This window comes from Aerococcaceae bacterium zg-252 (genome assembly GCA_016237705.1).
GTDB classification, from domain to species: Bacteria; Bacillota; Bacilli; order Lactobacillales; family Aerococcaceae; genus Globicatella; species Globicatella yangjingiae.
The window spans coordinates 949,700-965,216 of the sequence record CP066204.1 but is presented as its reverse complement, the minus strand read 5'-3'; the positions used below and the strand labels follow the sequence as shown (position 1 = coordinate 965,216).

The following is a 15,517-nucleotide window of genomic DNA, read 5'->3' as shown; positions in this document are numbered from 1 at the left end:
AGTGATTCGAGGCAAAACGCCCTCTCTCACACTAGGTTTTTATATAAAAAGAGTCCTTATATGTAAGGGCGTTTCATCGCGGTACCACCTTACTTATAACGACTCATCATTATTTCTTCAATAATCTGATAACGCAGATAACACGCTACTTTTTCAAGTAGAAAACCTAAAGGGAGCATCTTATTACGCAATATTGTTTCACCTATCAATATTTCTCTGTTAGTGTAATACGATATGACCTTTATGCCATATTTTAACGGATAATCTGTTAAAATGTCAATATTATAAGCGTCTTTTTATCGCATTTAGGACATACGATGCAAAGTAATACATCGCTTTAGGTAATGGTAATTGTTCCAAATAACGATAAGTATGCCATGTGCGTTTTAATGCTGCCACACGATTACTTGACACTGAACCTTGCACTTGACGATAGTAATTTAATACTTTAGGAACAGCATAAGCGGTAATACCATGTTCACGCATTAGCATTAACCAAGTTGCAGTATCCTGTCCTTTGCGTACTAACGGCATACGAAATGGCCCAACAACCGATTGGTCGATAATTACTGTCGAACAGGCTATCGCAGTGTTTTTTAGCAATCCATTATAATCCAAACGGTCAGGTACATAGACTTGCGGCTTAATGACATTGCCATTTTCGTCAACTAATGCAAAATCCGTATAAGTAAAAGCAGCTTTCGTCATTTGCATAAAAGAGAGTTGAAATGATAATTTATCTGGCGTCCAAAAATCATCACTATCAATAAAAGCAATCCAGCGACCTCTAGCAGCTGCCATACCACGATTTCGTGCAACTGCAGCCCCACTATTTTCCTCCAATTCAATGTAGCGAATACGACTATCTATTTCTTGCCATTTTTCCATAATTTGAACACTATCATCTTGGCTCTTATCATCAACTAAGATTAATTCCCATTCTTGATAGGTTTGATTCACAATACTTTCAATCATTGCTTCGAGAAAACGCTCAGCATTGTAGACTGGCGTAATAATCGATACCAATTGTTCATTCATTCGACTTCCCACTCTCTTTAAATGATATGAATAATTTTCACAGGTACTTTATATAGTTTCGCTAAAGTATATTGTGCATTAAACCAAGCCTTATCTGATTGATTAGCGTAAAGTACGAGTACGATTTCTTCAACTGGTACTGTAATATCTTGCACACGTGTGACACAATCCACTTCTGTCGGTAAAACTGTTTCTGATTCCATTTGCGAAACCACATAACGATGTGCTAATTGCGGTGTTTGAATCATATCTTGTAAAACTAAATTATCGCTCTTTTCTTGCTTATATAATAAATGAGTATCTTCCATTGCCCATGAATAATCAAAGGCATAAGTAATTTTCGTTTGAAATAAGCGTAATAAGAAGATTGCCCCTGCAACTAAAATAGCTCCAGCAATAAAACCCGCTACCCCAATAATAATCAATGAACGTTTATTTAAAGTATTCACTGCTTTTAAGCTATCTAGCGTTGTCAAATATGGAAACATCGCCGCTGATAATTGTTCACCAATCGCAGCTTCTGAAATAATCGTAATCTCATTTTTTTGTAAAAATGGAATATTACCCATTGTTAATATTTTTTGATAGGCTTGAGCAATCGCTAAATTTTCTTCAGCTGTCTTTCCAACCAGTATCCGTAATGTAATTACATCAGTTGACGGATTACGCCAAGCACTTAGACCCCCACGAAAAATCGAAGTTTTTTCAAATTCCAATGTTGTTTCATCTTCCTTAAACTGATGAAACTCAATTCCTGTTTCTTTTTCTACTGCTGAAATAATTTCAGGTAAACTAAAATACTCATCAAATACAAACCCATTATTGAAAAAAGTTCCGTCTTCTTTTGATACGATAAATTGGACTTCAGCAGGTTCTTGTTCATAACGTGTTTTTAACGATTGATAAGCAGCTGAATCATCAGATGTCATACTTTCATCAAAATATTTAAATCCCATGCACGCAATACTGATTAGTACTGCACCAATAACGATTTTTACCAAGTAATCTTTTAAAAATCGTGTAAATTCTGAAATCATTGTTACTATACTCATTTCTTTTCTCCTTTATCTTGGTTCCATAAAATGCTCGTTCATACTCTATTTCTATTAATTGACTCGTGTATTTTAATATAGCTAATTAATAAGGCAAATATACACCAATGCCACTCAATCAACATATTCGATGCACTCGTAATACTTGAAAAAATAAAAATTAGCATGAAAATTAACAAGGCACGAGCTGTATATTGCTCTCGCTGTGAACTATATTTTGTCATAATAAACAAGCGTCGTATTAATAAAATATACACGACTAAATAGCTAGCAAATACGAAAATGCCGTAGCCCACCAATATTTCAAGCCACCAATTGTGAATATTGACTAAACTACCTACTGAATAATACGTAAAGTTCCCCATCCAATATTCCACATTACCTGCTCCAACACCTCGACCGAATGTTTCACCAATAAAAATTAAGCCATTTTTATATAAATTAACTCGAGCACTGTCACCGGTAATCGCACCAGATTGCGTTGATAATAACATTGTCAATAGTTTATGCCATAAAGCTGGTTTGATAATAAATATTGTAATTAGCCCAACTATTCCAGTAATCAATCCAGTTGTGATAATTTTTCGGTTAAAAGTAATTTTAAACTGAAATAGGACTAATAAAATAATAAAAACTCCTAGCATCAATAACGCCATACGAGAACCTGAACGATAAATTAAATAACTACTCGCCACACCACTCAATAAAATAGTCAAGCGTAGCCATATATTTTGAGCACGATGATAACAAATTAACATAATGGACAAACTCGCTAATAAAAACGTTGCATAATCATTTTGATTTGCAAAATAAGTAATCGGAATCCGTGTCATCGGTTGCGAATTAAAGGTTCGGTATTTATCTAATTTTGCCAAATCAGCAAATAAATAATTTCCGGTAATAATTTCATAGTATCCCCATAAAATTTGAAAGCACATCATCACCCAGACACCATAAATAATCCGGTACCAATCTTCTAATTTATTTAACCATAGATACAATGCCGTAATAACGAATACACCGATACTTAATAAAAATACAGCTTGGAACCAAAGTTTTATGTCTTTAACCCAAATAACAGAAACGACACCTATAAACCACCAAAATAAGTACATCAACCACGCACGTGTTGCATCCGATTTAGCTAATAGCTTAACCGAATCTTGTTTACGAAAATATTGCTGTGCTAAAATTAACGGAACCATAAAAACTAACAATCGATAAAGTGTTAATTGAGCAACAGGTGTCGGAATCGCAAATAATTTTGTTCCTAAAAAAACACTCATTACAAGCATTAATAAATAATAAAACATGCTGACTCCTTTCGCTTAAGTAAAGTCCCATTGTGAGCTATTTTTTCGTATATCCAATGTTTTTCGAACGGTACTCCATTGAACGACTAGAGCCACTAAACCTAATAATAAAGTATAGAGTTCAATAAACGGTAAATCCAGTAAATTCAATAAAGCTGCAAATGCCATAATTAAAATAGATAATGTTGCCTTTAATTGTGGAAACTTAAACCCCATTTTATTCGAGAAATAAGTTCTTGAAAAATAGAACATCGTATAGGCAGCAAACGATGCTACGGCTGCCCCCTTATAACCAAAGCTAGGTGTCAATAAATAGTTCAATACCACACTCGGAACAAAAGACGCAATACTTACTAAAATATTAAAATGTGTTTTCCGTGAAAATACAATGCCTAAATTGGTAGTTTCCGATAAAGTATACATAATTTGCGGAAATGCCATTAAGCCAAGAATATATTGGATATTTTGATAGCGTTCTGCAAATAACATCACAACAACACCTTTAAATAATAATAATCCAAAAAATACACCTGTTAATATAAAGAGCACTGCCTCACTAATATACTGAAAATATCGCATTTCTTTCTTTTCTTCATACCAACGGTAAGCAGTCGGTACCCAAAAACTAGTAAAGGAACCTTTAATTACACCGATTACCATCATCACTTTAGCAGCCACTGAATAAATAGCGACTTCTTCCAAAGTCCGAAATTGCTTTAAGAAAATATTATCGACAGCAGAAAGTGAATTAGTTAAAGAAACTGCCACCATAATCGGTAATCCAAATTTTAACATTTGCTTGATTAATGACCAATCAATTTTAAAATCTGAAACATCAAAATAATTACGGTAACGGACATATAAAACTAAATCACCTAATAATTGTCCGAAAATCAGACCATAGACAATGACTTTAAAGTCACGCCAACCGATTAAAATGTAAAACATGGATAGTAGGAAAACATTTATTTTTAACAACATGGAAAAAGAAGAAAACTCAAAGGCTTTTTCTTCCATACGAATGGCTAATAAGAAAAAGCGTTCCAAAATCGTCGATAATACCCAAATACCACCGTACCAAACAATATAATAATACTCACGATTATCAAATAACCATAAAGATAAATCACCACTGAAAAATAACATCAGAATGAATAATAATAGCCCCACAATCATCGGTAATAACGCAGCTTGTTGTAACAATTCACGTTTATTTTTATGTTGCTGATACTCACGTGTATAGGCTTGATCCAAACCGATGTAAATATAATTCGGTAAAGTCACCATTAAGGTTTGAAATAAACTCGCACGACCATATTCTGCTTCAGCTAAAAAATAACTTAATATTGGCACTTGGATAAATGAAATAATCGCACCAAATATCGGTCCCATGCTGAAACCTAATAAGCGTTTTAAAAAATGTTTCATTATTGACTCCTAACTATGTGGGTTAATATGATAATGATTTATCTCGCCCAGTAAAAACTCTTGATATAATTCAGCTGACGCTGCTTCGGTAAATTTAACACCTTTTAACACTTCTAGGCGTCTTGACAATACTGGTACAGGTTCATGAGCTAGTGCTTCAAGTGCTACATACCAAGCATTCATTTTTTCATCGAGTGAGAGTTGTTGAAACATTCCCAACCCAAAATCAGCTTCGGTTGTGACATTATCACTCGTTAAAATTGGCACACCTAATGCCTGTCCCTCAACAGCAATCGTTGGTAATCCCTCAGCAAATGACGGCAATAATAAAACATCGAATAATGGTAAGAGCTGCTCAATTTGATTGTGCCGTCCTAACAACTCAATAACTGACTGCAATTGTTCTTGTTCAATAGTAGTCTGAATAGATTCTTTTAATGCCCCATTACCCACTAGAAAAATTTTTGCTGGTAAATCTTGCTCTTTAATATAACGAGCTAAATTTAAGGTAAAGGATAGATTTTTCACTTTTTCTAAACGTCCTACTTGACCAATTACCACTGTCGAATCATTGATGTGATATTGCTCACGCAATGCTTGTCGCAGCGTTAAGCGTTGGTCATCGTCCATTAGGAAACGCTCATCTTCAATACTATTGGTCAATACCATAGCATGATTTTTGTTGACCAAACCATAATGAGATTGAATAGCTAAATCTCCACAACCTAGTGCCACATCACTCATGTAATGATTTAAGCGACGATTAAACCAGTGAAGTAAGTGATTTTTCAATCCAGTTTGCGTCATTGGACGAGTATCATGTGCATGAATATAAAAGCGAGACACATATTTCTTAGCAATGGCATAATACGCAATGGCACGATACCCTACAATATGGCAATGCACCACATCATAGTGATGTTGATGAAAAATAGTATCGAAAGACTGCACAAAAGCATTCCAAGATTCTTTTTTAGGATTGATTAAAGGATAAATCGTCCCTCCCATTTGCTCAATACTGTTTCTAAATGCAGGTGACACTTCATCATAAGTGGCAACATCAAAAATAATATCGCTATCTAGTAAGCCAATCGCTTTATTTTGAATGAATGATGAAATCCCCCCACCAAAACCACTCATAATATGCAATACTCTCATCTTATCTTCTCCATTTCTACCATATGACATCACGTTATAAAATCAGAATTTTTCTTGATTAATTATAGCATACTCCCATGATTTAAGCACCTAACAGTTATACCATACTGATAGTACGACATTATACACTTTGACATAGCCAATACGAAAAAGCATTCGCAAATCATACTTGATTTAACGAATGCTCTTCACTGAACAGAAAATGTAGTCTTACTCTTCTTCGAATGTGTCTTCCGTTTCTTCTACTTCTTCTGCTTTTGATGTATTCAATTGATTCAATAACGCATCAATACGATTTCCATAATCAATCGATGAATCACGTTCAAATGTCAGTTCTGGCACTTTGTATAATTGAATTGCTTTTCCTAATTCACTGCGAACTTTTCCTTTTACAGCCTCTAAACCTGCTTGCGTTTTCTGTCTAGCACCAGCTTTATCGGATAGAGTACTGTAAAAAATCGTTGCTTGTTGCAAATCGCCAGTCAACTCCACATCAGTAATCGTCACACCTTCGATACGTGGGTCTTTAATTTCTCGCATCAAAATACGATTCACTTCACGCATAATTTCTTGTCGTACACGTCCATGACGATAATTTGCCATTTTAATGTCCTCCTATTCCCAACTTTCTGAAATGACTCCCCTTAAAAAGCCACTTTTTTGCGTCCTACACACGCAGTTGCTTTTCTTCAGTGGTTCATTTCAAAGCACTCGTTGTCACACCATGTTCCATTCCGGTTCGTTCGGCATGACGTCTACTTCGCAAAAATGCTCATAGTGCTTAACGCACTCCTGTGCTTTTTGTTCCAGTGATTCAAGCCAGAACAGCCTCACTCACACCATGTTTATTTATGTTTAAACACGTTTTACTTCTACCATACGATATGGCTCGATAATATCATCAACTTTAATATCATTATAGTTCTCAATCATGATACCACATTCGAAACCTTTAGTTACTTCTTTAGCATCATCTTTAAAGCGTTTCAAGCTCGCTAATTCACCGTCATAAATCACAATATTATCACGAATAATACGAACTTTACTATTACGTTGAATCATACCGTCCAATACATAAGAACCAGCAATTGTACCTAATTTAGATACTGTATATGTTTCACGAACCACAACTTGACCAGTAATTTCTTCAACATACTCAGGGTCTAACATACCTTTCATCGCTGTTTCAATCTCATCGATAACATTATAGATGATACGGTGTAAACGAATATCAATCTCATCTTGCTCAGCTTGAGCACGAGCTTGTGGTGTAGGTCGTACGTTAAATCCGATAACAATTGCACCTGATGCAGCTGCTAATGACACATCACTTTCATTAATTGCCCCAACGGCTTGGTGAATCGTATTGACACGAACACCTTCCACTTCAATTTTTTGAAGTGATGCACTCAATGCTTCAACAGAACCTTGTACGTCACCTTTAATGATAACATTAACTGATTTTAGCTCACCCTCTTGTAAGCTCTCAAATAAGTTATCTAAAGTTACTTTTTTCTTGCTTTCACGCAATTCAACTTGTGCACGCTTAGCACGTTCTTCCCCTGCTGCACGAGCTGATTTTTCATCAGCAAATACTACAAACAAGTCACCTGCTTGTGGTGCATCATTTAAACCAGTAATCTCAACTGGTGTCGCTGGGCCAGCGTGACGAATACGACGACCTTGGTCATTAACCATTGTACGAACTTTACCAAAAGTATTTCCGACAACGATTGGGTCACCAACGTTTAATGTTCCCTCTTGAACTAATAAAGTAGCCGTAGAACCTTGCGCTTTATCCAAACGTGCTTCAATAACCGTTCCGATTGCAAGACGATTCGCATTAGCTTTCAATTCTTGAACTTCAGCAACTAATAAAATCATTTCTAATAATTCTTCAATATTTTGATTGAATTTAGCAGAAATCGGAACGAAAATTGTTTCCCCACCCCATGCTTCTGGAATCAAACCATGTTCTGTCATTTCTTGCATTACACGGTCAGGGTTAGCCGCTGGTTTATCAATTTTGTTAACTGCAACGATGATTGGTACATCAGCTGCTTTAGCATGGTTAATCGCTTCGACTGTTTGTGGCATAACACCGTCATCGGCTGCTACTACAATAATTGTAATATCCGTTACATCTGCACCACGTGCACGCATTGTTGTAAATGCCTCATGTCCTGGTGTATCTAAGAATGTAATTGTTTTACCTTCGATATCTACTTGATAAGCACCGATATGTTGCGTGATACCTCCAGCTTCTCCTTCAGTAACACGTGAATTACGCAATTGGTCAAGTAAAGTCGTTTTACCGTGGTCAACGTGCCCCATAATCGTTACAACCGGTGGACGAGTTGATTTTTCTTCATCAGTTGCTGATTCATTTTGGAAATAAATCTCTAAATCAGAAGTATCCACTACGATTTTTTCTTCTGGCTCAATACCATATTCCATTGCGATTAATTCAATAACTTCTTTTGAAAGTGCTTGGTTTTGGTTCGCCATAACACCTAACATCAATAATTTCTTGATAATTTCAGATGCATCACGGTGAATCAATTTGGCAATATCTTGAATGTTCATGCCCTCAGTGTAAACTAATTTTTCTGGTAAATCTTTATGTTTACGAGCTGTAATTCCTTTTGATACTGGCTGTTGATTTTTCTTATCACGATTGCGACGATTACGACGTCCACGGCGACCACGATCATCTCCATTTTCGTTATGTTCTTCAACTAAGCTTTTTGCTTGCTTATTGTGTTTAGCCAATTTCGCTGATTTCTTCGGTGCAATTTCTTCCACTTCATCTTCGTCATTTCGTAAATGCTTTGGTTTTTTCCCTTGCTTAGCTGGTTTTTCAGCCTTTTCATGACGATGCTCAGTTGGCTTGTCACTATTTTCTTGTTTTTTAGGTTTAGCAGCTGGTTCATTTTTCTTCGCTAAGATATTGTTCAAGGCTGCTTGTTGTTCTTGATTCATCATTGACATGTGACTGCTAAATTCAATTCCATTATTTTTAGCCACTGTCAACATCTCTTTACTACTTAATTTATGCTCTTTCGCAAATTCATATACGCGAATACCTGTCATATATTTCACCTTCCTGTACCGTCATTCTTAAACGGCTCACTCTTTAGTAAGTAAAGAATACGACGGTAAACGCCATTCTTTACTCTTTCTTATTCAACTGTTTCATCGGATTAACTCACATTTAGTAGCCTAAAAATGTCTTAATCATACCTTGATTGGTTAGTCCTAAAATCGTTCGACTTTTTCCAATCGCATGACTTATTTCTTCACGAGTAAATTCAGTATTTAACTGAATTTGTTGACGCTCGCAAAGACCGGTATAACGCTCTAATGTAGCATCACTGGCATCTTTAGCACAAATTACCAGTTTGACACTGCCATTTTTTACGGCTTTTTCTACTAATTCATCGCCACTTACTAATTGGCGTGCACGCAATGCTAATCCAAGTAAATTTAATTTCTTTTGTTCTGGCGTCATTATAATATTTCCTTACGCGCTTTCTGGTGGTCAATGTAGCGATACAATTCATCATAAAATTCATCGCTAATCTTCATACCGAATGCAGAATCAAATGTTCGCTTCTTCTTCGCTAATAACGCTAATTCAGGTTCTAGTCCAATATATGCTCCACGACCATTTTGGCGGCCAGTTGGATCAATTGATACTTCTCCTTCTTTTGTTTTAACAACCCTTACCAGTTCTTTTTTGGGAAACATTTCGCCGGAAACAATACATTTTCTCAATGGTATTTTACGTTTTGGTTGTTGTTTCATGTGGTTAACCTTCCATATTTTCTTCTTCGATTACTGTTTCTTCTAATTCAACCGATGTTGGTACAACTTCTTCATTAACAGTATCTGTTTCTTCGCTTTCATCAGTTTGTTGAGCTAATAACTCAGCATTAGCTGCTTGTTCTGCTAAATACTCGGCATAAGCAGATACTGATTTAATATCAATTTTATGTTTTGTTAATCTAGCTGCTAAACGTGCATTCTGTCCTTTTTTACCAATCGCTAATGATAATTGATGGTCAGGAACAACAACGATACATGATGCACCTTCTCCGTCAAAAATCACTTGCTCAACATCTGCTGGGCTCATCGCATTTTTAATTAAAATCGTTGGGTCTTCATCCCACTCGATAATATCCATATTTTCGCCATGTAATTCATTGACAATTGATTGAACACGTTGTCCACGTTGTCCAACACATGTACCAACTGGGTCAATATTTTTATCACGTGAACGAACAGCAATTTTAGAACGGTCACCAGCCTCACGAGCAATACTCATAATCTCAACGATACCGTCATAAATTTCAGGTACTTCTTGTTCAAATAAACGACGTAAAAATCCTTCATGTGCACGGCTAACAATGACTTGTGGCCCTTTTGTTGTTTTATCAACTTTAGATACATATACTTTGATACGTTCTTCCATTGTAAATTGCTCACCTGGAATTTGTTCCGTATTTGGCATTACCGCTTCTGAACGACCTAAGTTTACATATACATAACGGTAATCTTGACGCTCAACTGTACCTGTTAAAATTTCATCTAAGTATTGGCTATATTCATTATAAACAATCTCACGTTCTGCCTCACGAATACGTTGCATAATCACATGTTTAGCTGTCTGAGTCGCAATACGTCCAAAATCTTTTGGTGTTACTTCAAAACGAATTTTATCACCGATTTCGTAGGCATGATGAATTTTTAATGCCTCTTCTAAACTAATCTCTAAAGTACTATCATAATTTGTTTCGACAACTTCTTTTACAGAGAATACTTTAATTGTTCCTTTTTTCTCATCAAACTCCACTTCTACGTTTTGAGCTTGGTCATAATTCTTTTTATATGCTAATACTAATGCAGACTCAAGTGCTTCTTTGATAATCTCTCTCGAAATGCCTTTTTCTTCTTCTAGCACTTGCATTGCTTTTACTAATTCTTTACTCATGTTTCAAAAATTCCTCTCAGTTAACTAAAATTGAATAGCTAATCGTGCTTTTGCGACTGCTTTTTTATCAATACTTAATTGTTTGGTTACGGTTTTAATGCGAACTTGTAATTCATACGTCTCATCAGTTATTTCCAACAAGAACCCCTCATGTTGCTTTTCACCATGTTGGGGTACATAGTAATCAAAATGAACATATTCCCCAATCGCTTGTGCGATAGCTTCCGGTGTTTTTAATGGTCTTTCAGCACCTGGAGATGACACTTCTAAAAAGTATGCCTCTGGAAATGGGTCAGGTTGAATCGCATCTAAGGCTTCGCTTAATTTTTCACTGATTGCTGCACAGTCATCAATATCAATACGTCCTGGTTTATCGGCATAAATTCGTAAATACCAATTTTTACCCTCTTTCACATATTCCATATCCACTAACTCACAGCCAAGTGACTCAACAATCGGCGTCACGATTGGCGTTACTTTTTCAATAATTGCACTCATATTTCACCTCATTTATACTTCTATTCGTAACAAAGGAGCGAACGTTTCCGTTCACTCCTTTGCGACTTACTACCTTTACTCTTACAGTTTACCATAACAGAGCCTTGATAGCAAATATTTCAAATTACCCGTATGATTTCAACATCTTATCAAACGACGATTTCCTTTATGCGGTGAAATAGATGCAACAAATAATTGATAATTCTGCTCATAACCTTATTGGTAACAATCGAGATTAATGCCACCCCAATAAATAATAGCATCGTAAATCCAAGCCCTTTAAAAAAGATTTCATAGCCAGTATCCATATCACCAATATCAATATAATTCCAAATTAAATCACGACTCAATGGATACTCATGAAGTACTTATTCTTCTATGGGATATTTTTTCAATTCAAGACTCTAAATGCTGTCAGCAAACTCCGACATTACTTTTTATATTTAAAGCTTACAATTGCTGTAAAACTACCTATTCCTACTATATAAACCAACAAAATAATGGTGCTTACTTGCATTTGATTAGCGGAATCAATTGTATAAAGAAGAAAATATAATATATTAATTAACAGTGTCCAAACACCTACTAAGAGTAGCAGTGAACGTAATTGTCTTACATAGCTTTCAATATCCTGATAAGCATCTGATTTGAAGCCAGCAATCAGTGAGAAATCATTTGTTTTGATACTATTTTCAAAACTAAATGTCATAAATAGCATTACAATAACTGAAAAAACTGGCGCAATCATCACACCTATGAAAGGATTGAAACCAAGTACAGCCAAAACACAATGAATAACTGCTATTATCAGAGGGGTAGTCATCAAAACCAACTTTTCTTTTGCTGATAATAAGGGATTATTTTTTGAGCGATTGAAAGTTTGATTCATTGAAACCTCTGTCGTCGGTAATTCAACCAGTGATTTGACATGACAATCGCTAGATGGACTCTTCTGCGTATTAATATCACAAAATCCATTCACTAATTCATCCAATGTAATATTAAAAATGCGCGCTAATTCCGTTAATAGCTCCACATCTGGTTGCGCTTTGTTATTTTCCCAATTAGAAACTGCTTGTCGGGTCACATGTAATCTATGTGCTAATTGTTTTTGTGACATTAAATCACGTTGACGTAATGCTTTAATTAATTCGCCTATTGGTTTCATGACTGTTGCCTCCTATTCTGGCTCGCTCGGCTTGGCTTGACGTCCACTTCACAAAATCCCTCTGTGCGCTTTACACACAACGGAATTTTGCTCCAGTGGTTCAAGCCAGAGCAGCCTCGCTCGCACTATGGTTATTCTGGCTCGCTCGGACAACCTCGACATCCACTTCAAAAGTCCTCTCTATGCGCTTTGCGCACGCCGCTGACTTTCTCTAGTGGTTCGAGGTTGAACGCCCTCACTCGCACTATGGTTTCCAGTGGTTACTCTCACCTTTATTATAAGCCTTAATGCTTTACTTAGCGAGCAATTATTGATTGCTGGAGCGCAATGGCGTTTAGCATTTTTAAAAATACCACGCCAAAAAAACTGAGTAGCCCAAAAACCTACTCAGTTTCAAAAATAATCTATTTGATTAACAATTAGCTTTCAGCAACTACATCTGAATCAACTGGCATTTCTTCAACATCTGCAACTTCCTCAACTTCAGGTGTTGATGTTGCTTCTTTAACCGTACTGATAGCAGATAAATTAAATGTTAAGTAAACACCCTCGCAATCGATAACAACCGTTTGTGTAGCACGATTAACTTCTTCTAGTACACCATGTAAACCACCGATTGTCACTACGTGATTTCCTGGATGCATTCCGTCAATCATCGCTTGACGTGCTTTTGCTTGCTTCTGTTGTGGACGAATCATTAAGAACCACATCACACCCATAATTAATAAAAATGGTAAAAATGTTCCGATTAATGCTTCCATTATACCCTCTCCTTTTCTAACTCCAATGAGTTAAATTTCTGACTTCTCCATTATATCAATAGATTGACTAAAATGCACGTGCATTTTCTTTATTATAGCCATAGCGTTCAAAGAAATCTTGACGAAATTCTAATAAAGTATCATTTTTAATATTTTCACGCACTTGTTTCATTAAGTTGAGCAAGAAATGAACATTATGAATTGATGCTAATCTCAATCCAAACATTTCATCAGCTTTAAATAAATGACGTAAGTAAGCACGAGAATAATTACGACAAGTATAGCAGTCGCAATGCTCATCTAATGGTCTAAAGTCACGTGCATAAGCAGCATTTTTTACCACTAAACGACCAGTACTCGTCATCGTTGTCCCATTACGAGCAATACGAGTTGCTAATACGCAGTCAAACATATCCACACCACGAATCGCACCGTCAATCAATGAATCAGGTGAACCAACTCCCATTAAGTAACGTGGTTTATTTTTAGGCATGATTGGTGTTAAGTAATCCAATACAGTATTCATCTCTTCTTTGGTTTCGCCAACGGATAATCCTCCAATAGAATATCCTGGGAAATCCAAACTAATCATGTCACGAGCATGTGCCAAACGTAAATCTTTATACCCAGCACCTTGTAAAATACCAAATAAAGCCTGGTCATGTGGACGAGCATGTGCTTTTAATCCTCTTTCAGCCCAACGTGTCGTACGAGCAATTGATTTTTCAACGTAATCATGCGTTTGGTCGAATGGTGGACACTCATCAAAACTCATCATAATATCAGCACCTAATTGGTTTTCGATATGAATCGCTTTTTCAGGAGATAAAAATAATTTCTCACCATTGATGTGATTTCTAAAATACACTCCCTCTTCTTCAATGCGACGAATGTCACTCAATGAAAATACTTGGAAACCACCTGAATCCGTTAAAATACCACGATTCCAATTCATAAATTTATGCAAGCCACCTGCTTCAGCTACTAAATCTTCTCCAGGACGCAACCATAAATGATAGGTATTACTCAAAACAATTTGGGCACCCATATCTTTTAATTCTTCTGGAGATAATCCTTTAACCGTTGCTAATGTTCCTACTGGCATATACATTGGCGTATCAAATGTGCCATGTGGAGTATGCAACTTACCAAGACGAGCTCCTGTATATTTTTCTTCTTTAATTAATTCGTATCGAATAACTGGTTCACTCAAACTTTTCGCCTCTTTTCATTTTCTTAATTATCATTTTAACAAGTTTTCATTACAAACACAATGGAACTAATTGCCTTTAGCTCCCTACTGTAAATTCACTTTCCAAATCTCTGGATAAAGTTTTCCAGTCACATAAAAGAGATTGTCTTCGATATGGGCAATACCATTTAACACTCGATTAACATTTTCTTCTTCAAACTTCAATGTTTGCACTAAACTCGTTAAATCCCATTTTTTAACCACTTCACCGGTCTGCGTATCAATTTTTACAATAGTATTTGTATGCCAAATATTCGCATAAATCGCATCATTCGCAAATTCCAATTCATTGATATTACCCAACTCTAAAAAACCGTCTTTGACTGTAATCGTATCTAATAATTCAAAATTATCTGCACTACGTTTCATCAAATGACTAGTACCGTCCGAATGCCATAGTACTTTTTCATTCGAATCATAAGCTAAACCCCAACCCTCTCCGTCAAAATAATATGGAGTGAAATGCGATAAATTCTTTTTGTCACGCTTAAAGGCAACCCCCTCTTTCCAAGTTAATTGCCAAATCGCCGTATCGGTACTCGTGATACCCTCACCAAATAAATCACTATCTAATTTTGCTTGAATTTTAACCTTACCATTTTTAGGTGACAAAGTTTGAATGCGAGATTGTCCATATAAACCTGTCGAAATTAATAAAGTGCCGTCATCTAATAATTCAAATCCTTGTACAAACGCTGATTCGTCACTCGGTAATCTCTCAACAAGAATCGCCTCACCTATAGCAAAGACTGAAAGTGAGCTACTAATTAATCCGATGATACTCCCAAAAAGAGCAATCATTTGTTTCCATTGTTTCATTTTTTCATCCACCTATACATTTGTTATTAAAATTGGT

At 35.9% G+C, this 15,517-nt stretch carries 16 protein-coding genes; all 16 read right to left on the bottom strand.

Annotated features, from left to right (window positions below; all coding sequences use genetic code 11):
* Positions 1-282: 282 nt before the first annotated feature.
* The 16 genes from JDW14_04625 to JDW14_04550 all read right to left on the bottom strand — a co-directional run bounded on the left by JDW14_04625 (position 283) and on the right by JDW14_04550 (position 15,480).
* Positions 283-1,038, bottom strand: a complete 756-nt coding sequence (locus tag JDW14_04625; protein QQD66385.1) for a glycosyltransferase family 2 protein — start codon at positions 1,036-1,038, stop codon at positions 283-285.
* A 17-nt stretch (positions 1,039-1,055) separates the two neighbouring features.
* A complete protein-coding gene (locus tag JDW14_04620; GenBank protein ID QQD66384.1) occupies positions 1,056-2,090 on the bottom strand; it encodes a hypothetical protein in 1,035 nt (344 codons plus the stop codon).
* 38 nt (positions 2,091-2,128) lie between these two features.
* Entirely contained in the window at positions 2,129-3,403 is a 1,275-nt protein-coding gene (locus JDW14_04615; protein ID QQD66383.1) for an O-antigen ligase family protein, read from the bottom strand.
* A 15-nt stretch (positions 3,404-3,418) separates the two neighbouring features.
* Positions 3,419-4,831 (bottom strand): oligosaccharide flippase family protein, encoded by a 1,413-nt coding sequence (locus JDW14_04610; GenBank protein ID QQD66382.1) that lies wholly within the window; start codon positions 4,829-4,831, stop codon positions 3,419-3,421.
* A 9-nt stretch (positions 4,832-4,840) separates the two neighbouring features.
* Positions 4,841-5,989: a glycosyltransferase gene (locus JDW14_04605; protein QQD66381.1), complete on the bottom strand. Its 1,149-nt coding sequence runs from the start codon at positions 5,987-5,989 to the stop codon at positions 4,841-4,843.
* 210 nt (positions 5,990-6,199) lie between these two features.
* Complete coding sequence (gene rbfA, locus JDW14_04600; GenBank protein ID QQD66380.1) at positions 6,200-6,592, bottom strand: 30S ribosome-binding factor RbfA; 393 nt, start codon at positions 6,590-6,592, stop codon at positions 6,200-6,202.
* Between the two features lie 252 nt (positions 6,593-6,844).
* Positions 6,845-9,082, bottom strand: coding sequence for a translation initiation factor IF-2 (gene infB / locus JDW14_04595; GenBank protein ID QQD66379.1), 2,238 nt, complete (start codon positions 9,080-9,082; stop codon positions 6,845-6,847).
* 121 nt (positions 9,083-9,203) lie between these two features.
* The gene (locus JDW14_04590; protein QQD66378.1) at positions 9,204-9,500 is read right to left on the bottom strand and encodes a ribosomal L7Ae/L30e/S12e/Gadd45 family protein; all 297 of its coding nucleotides are present in this window, start codon (positions 9,498-9,500) and stop codon (positions 9,204-9,206) included.
* Positions 9,500-9,796, bottom strand: coding sequence for a YlxR family protein (locus JDW14_04585; protein ID QQD66377.1), 297 nt, complete (start codon positions 9,794-9,796; stop codon positions 9,500-9,502). Before JDW14_04585 ends, JDW14_04590 begins: the two co-directional genes overlap by 1 nt.
* Positions 9,797-9,800: 4 nt before the next feature.
* Positions 9,801-10,982: a transcription termination/antitermination protein NusA gene (gene nusA / locus JDW14_04580; protein ID QQD66376.1), complete on the bottom strand. Its 1,182-nt coding sequence runs from the start codon at positions 10,980-10,982 to the stop codon at positions 9,801-9,803.
* 24 nt (positions 10,983-11,006) lie between these two features.
* Positions 11,007-11,480: a ribosome maturation factor RimP gene (gene rimP / locus JDW14_04575; GenBank protein QQD66375.1), complete on the bottom strand. Its 474-nt coding sequence runs from the start codon at positions 11,478-11,480 to the stop codon at positions 11,007-11,009.
* 149 nt (positions 11,481-11,629) lie between these two features.
* Complete coding sequence (locus JDW14_04570) at positions 11,630-11,830, bottom strand: hypothetical protein (protein ID QQD66374.1); 201 nt, start codon at positions 11,828-11,830, stop codon at positions 11,630-11,632.
* Positions 11,831-11,910: 80 nt separating this feature from the next.
* Complete coding sequence (locus JDW14_04565) at positions 11,911-12,648, bottom strand: helix-turn-helix domain-containing protein (GenBank protein QQD66373.1); 738 nt, start codon at positions 12,646-12,648, stop codon at positions 11,911-11,913.
* Positions 12,649-13,067: 419 nt separating this feature from the next.
* On the bottom strand, positions 13,068-13,409 hold the full coding sequence (yajC, locus tag JDW14_04560) for a preprotein translocase subunit YajC (GenBank protein ID QQD66372.1): 342 nt from the start codon (positions 13,407-13,409) through the stop codon (positions 13,068-13,070).
* Positions 13,410-13,476: 67 nt separating this feature from the next.
* The gene (gene tgt / locus JDW14_04555) at positions 13,477-14,622 is read right to left on the bottom strand and encodes a tRNA guanosine(34) transglycosylase Tgt (GenBank protein ID QQD66371.1); all 1,146 of its coding nucleotides are present in this window, start codon (positions 14,620-14,622) and stop codon (positions 13,477-13,479) included.
* An 84-nt stretch (positions 14,623-14,706) separates the two neighbouring features.
* Positions 14,707-15,480, bottom strand: coding sequence for a glutaminyl-peptide cyclotransferase (locus JDW14_04550; GenBank protein QQD66370.1), 774 nt, complete (start codon positions 15,478-15,480; stop codon positions 14,707-14,709).
* Between the last annotated feature and the right edge of the window lie 37 nt (positions 15,481-15,517).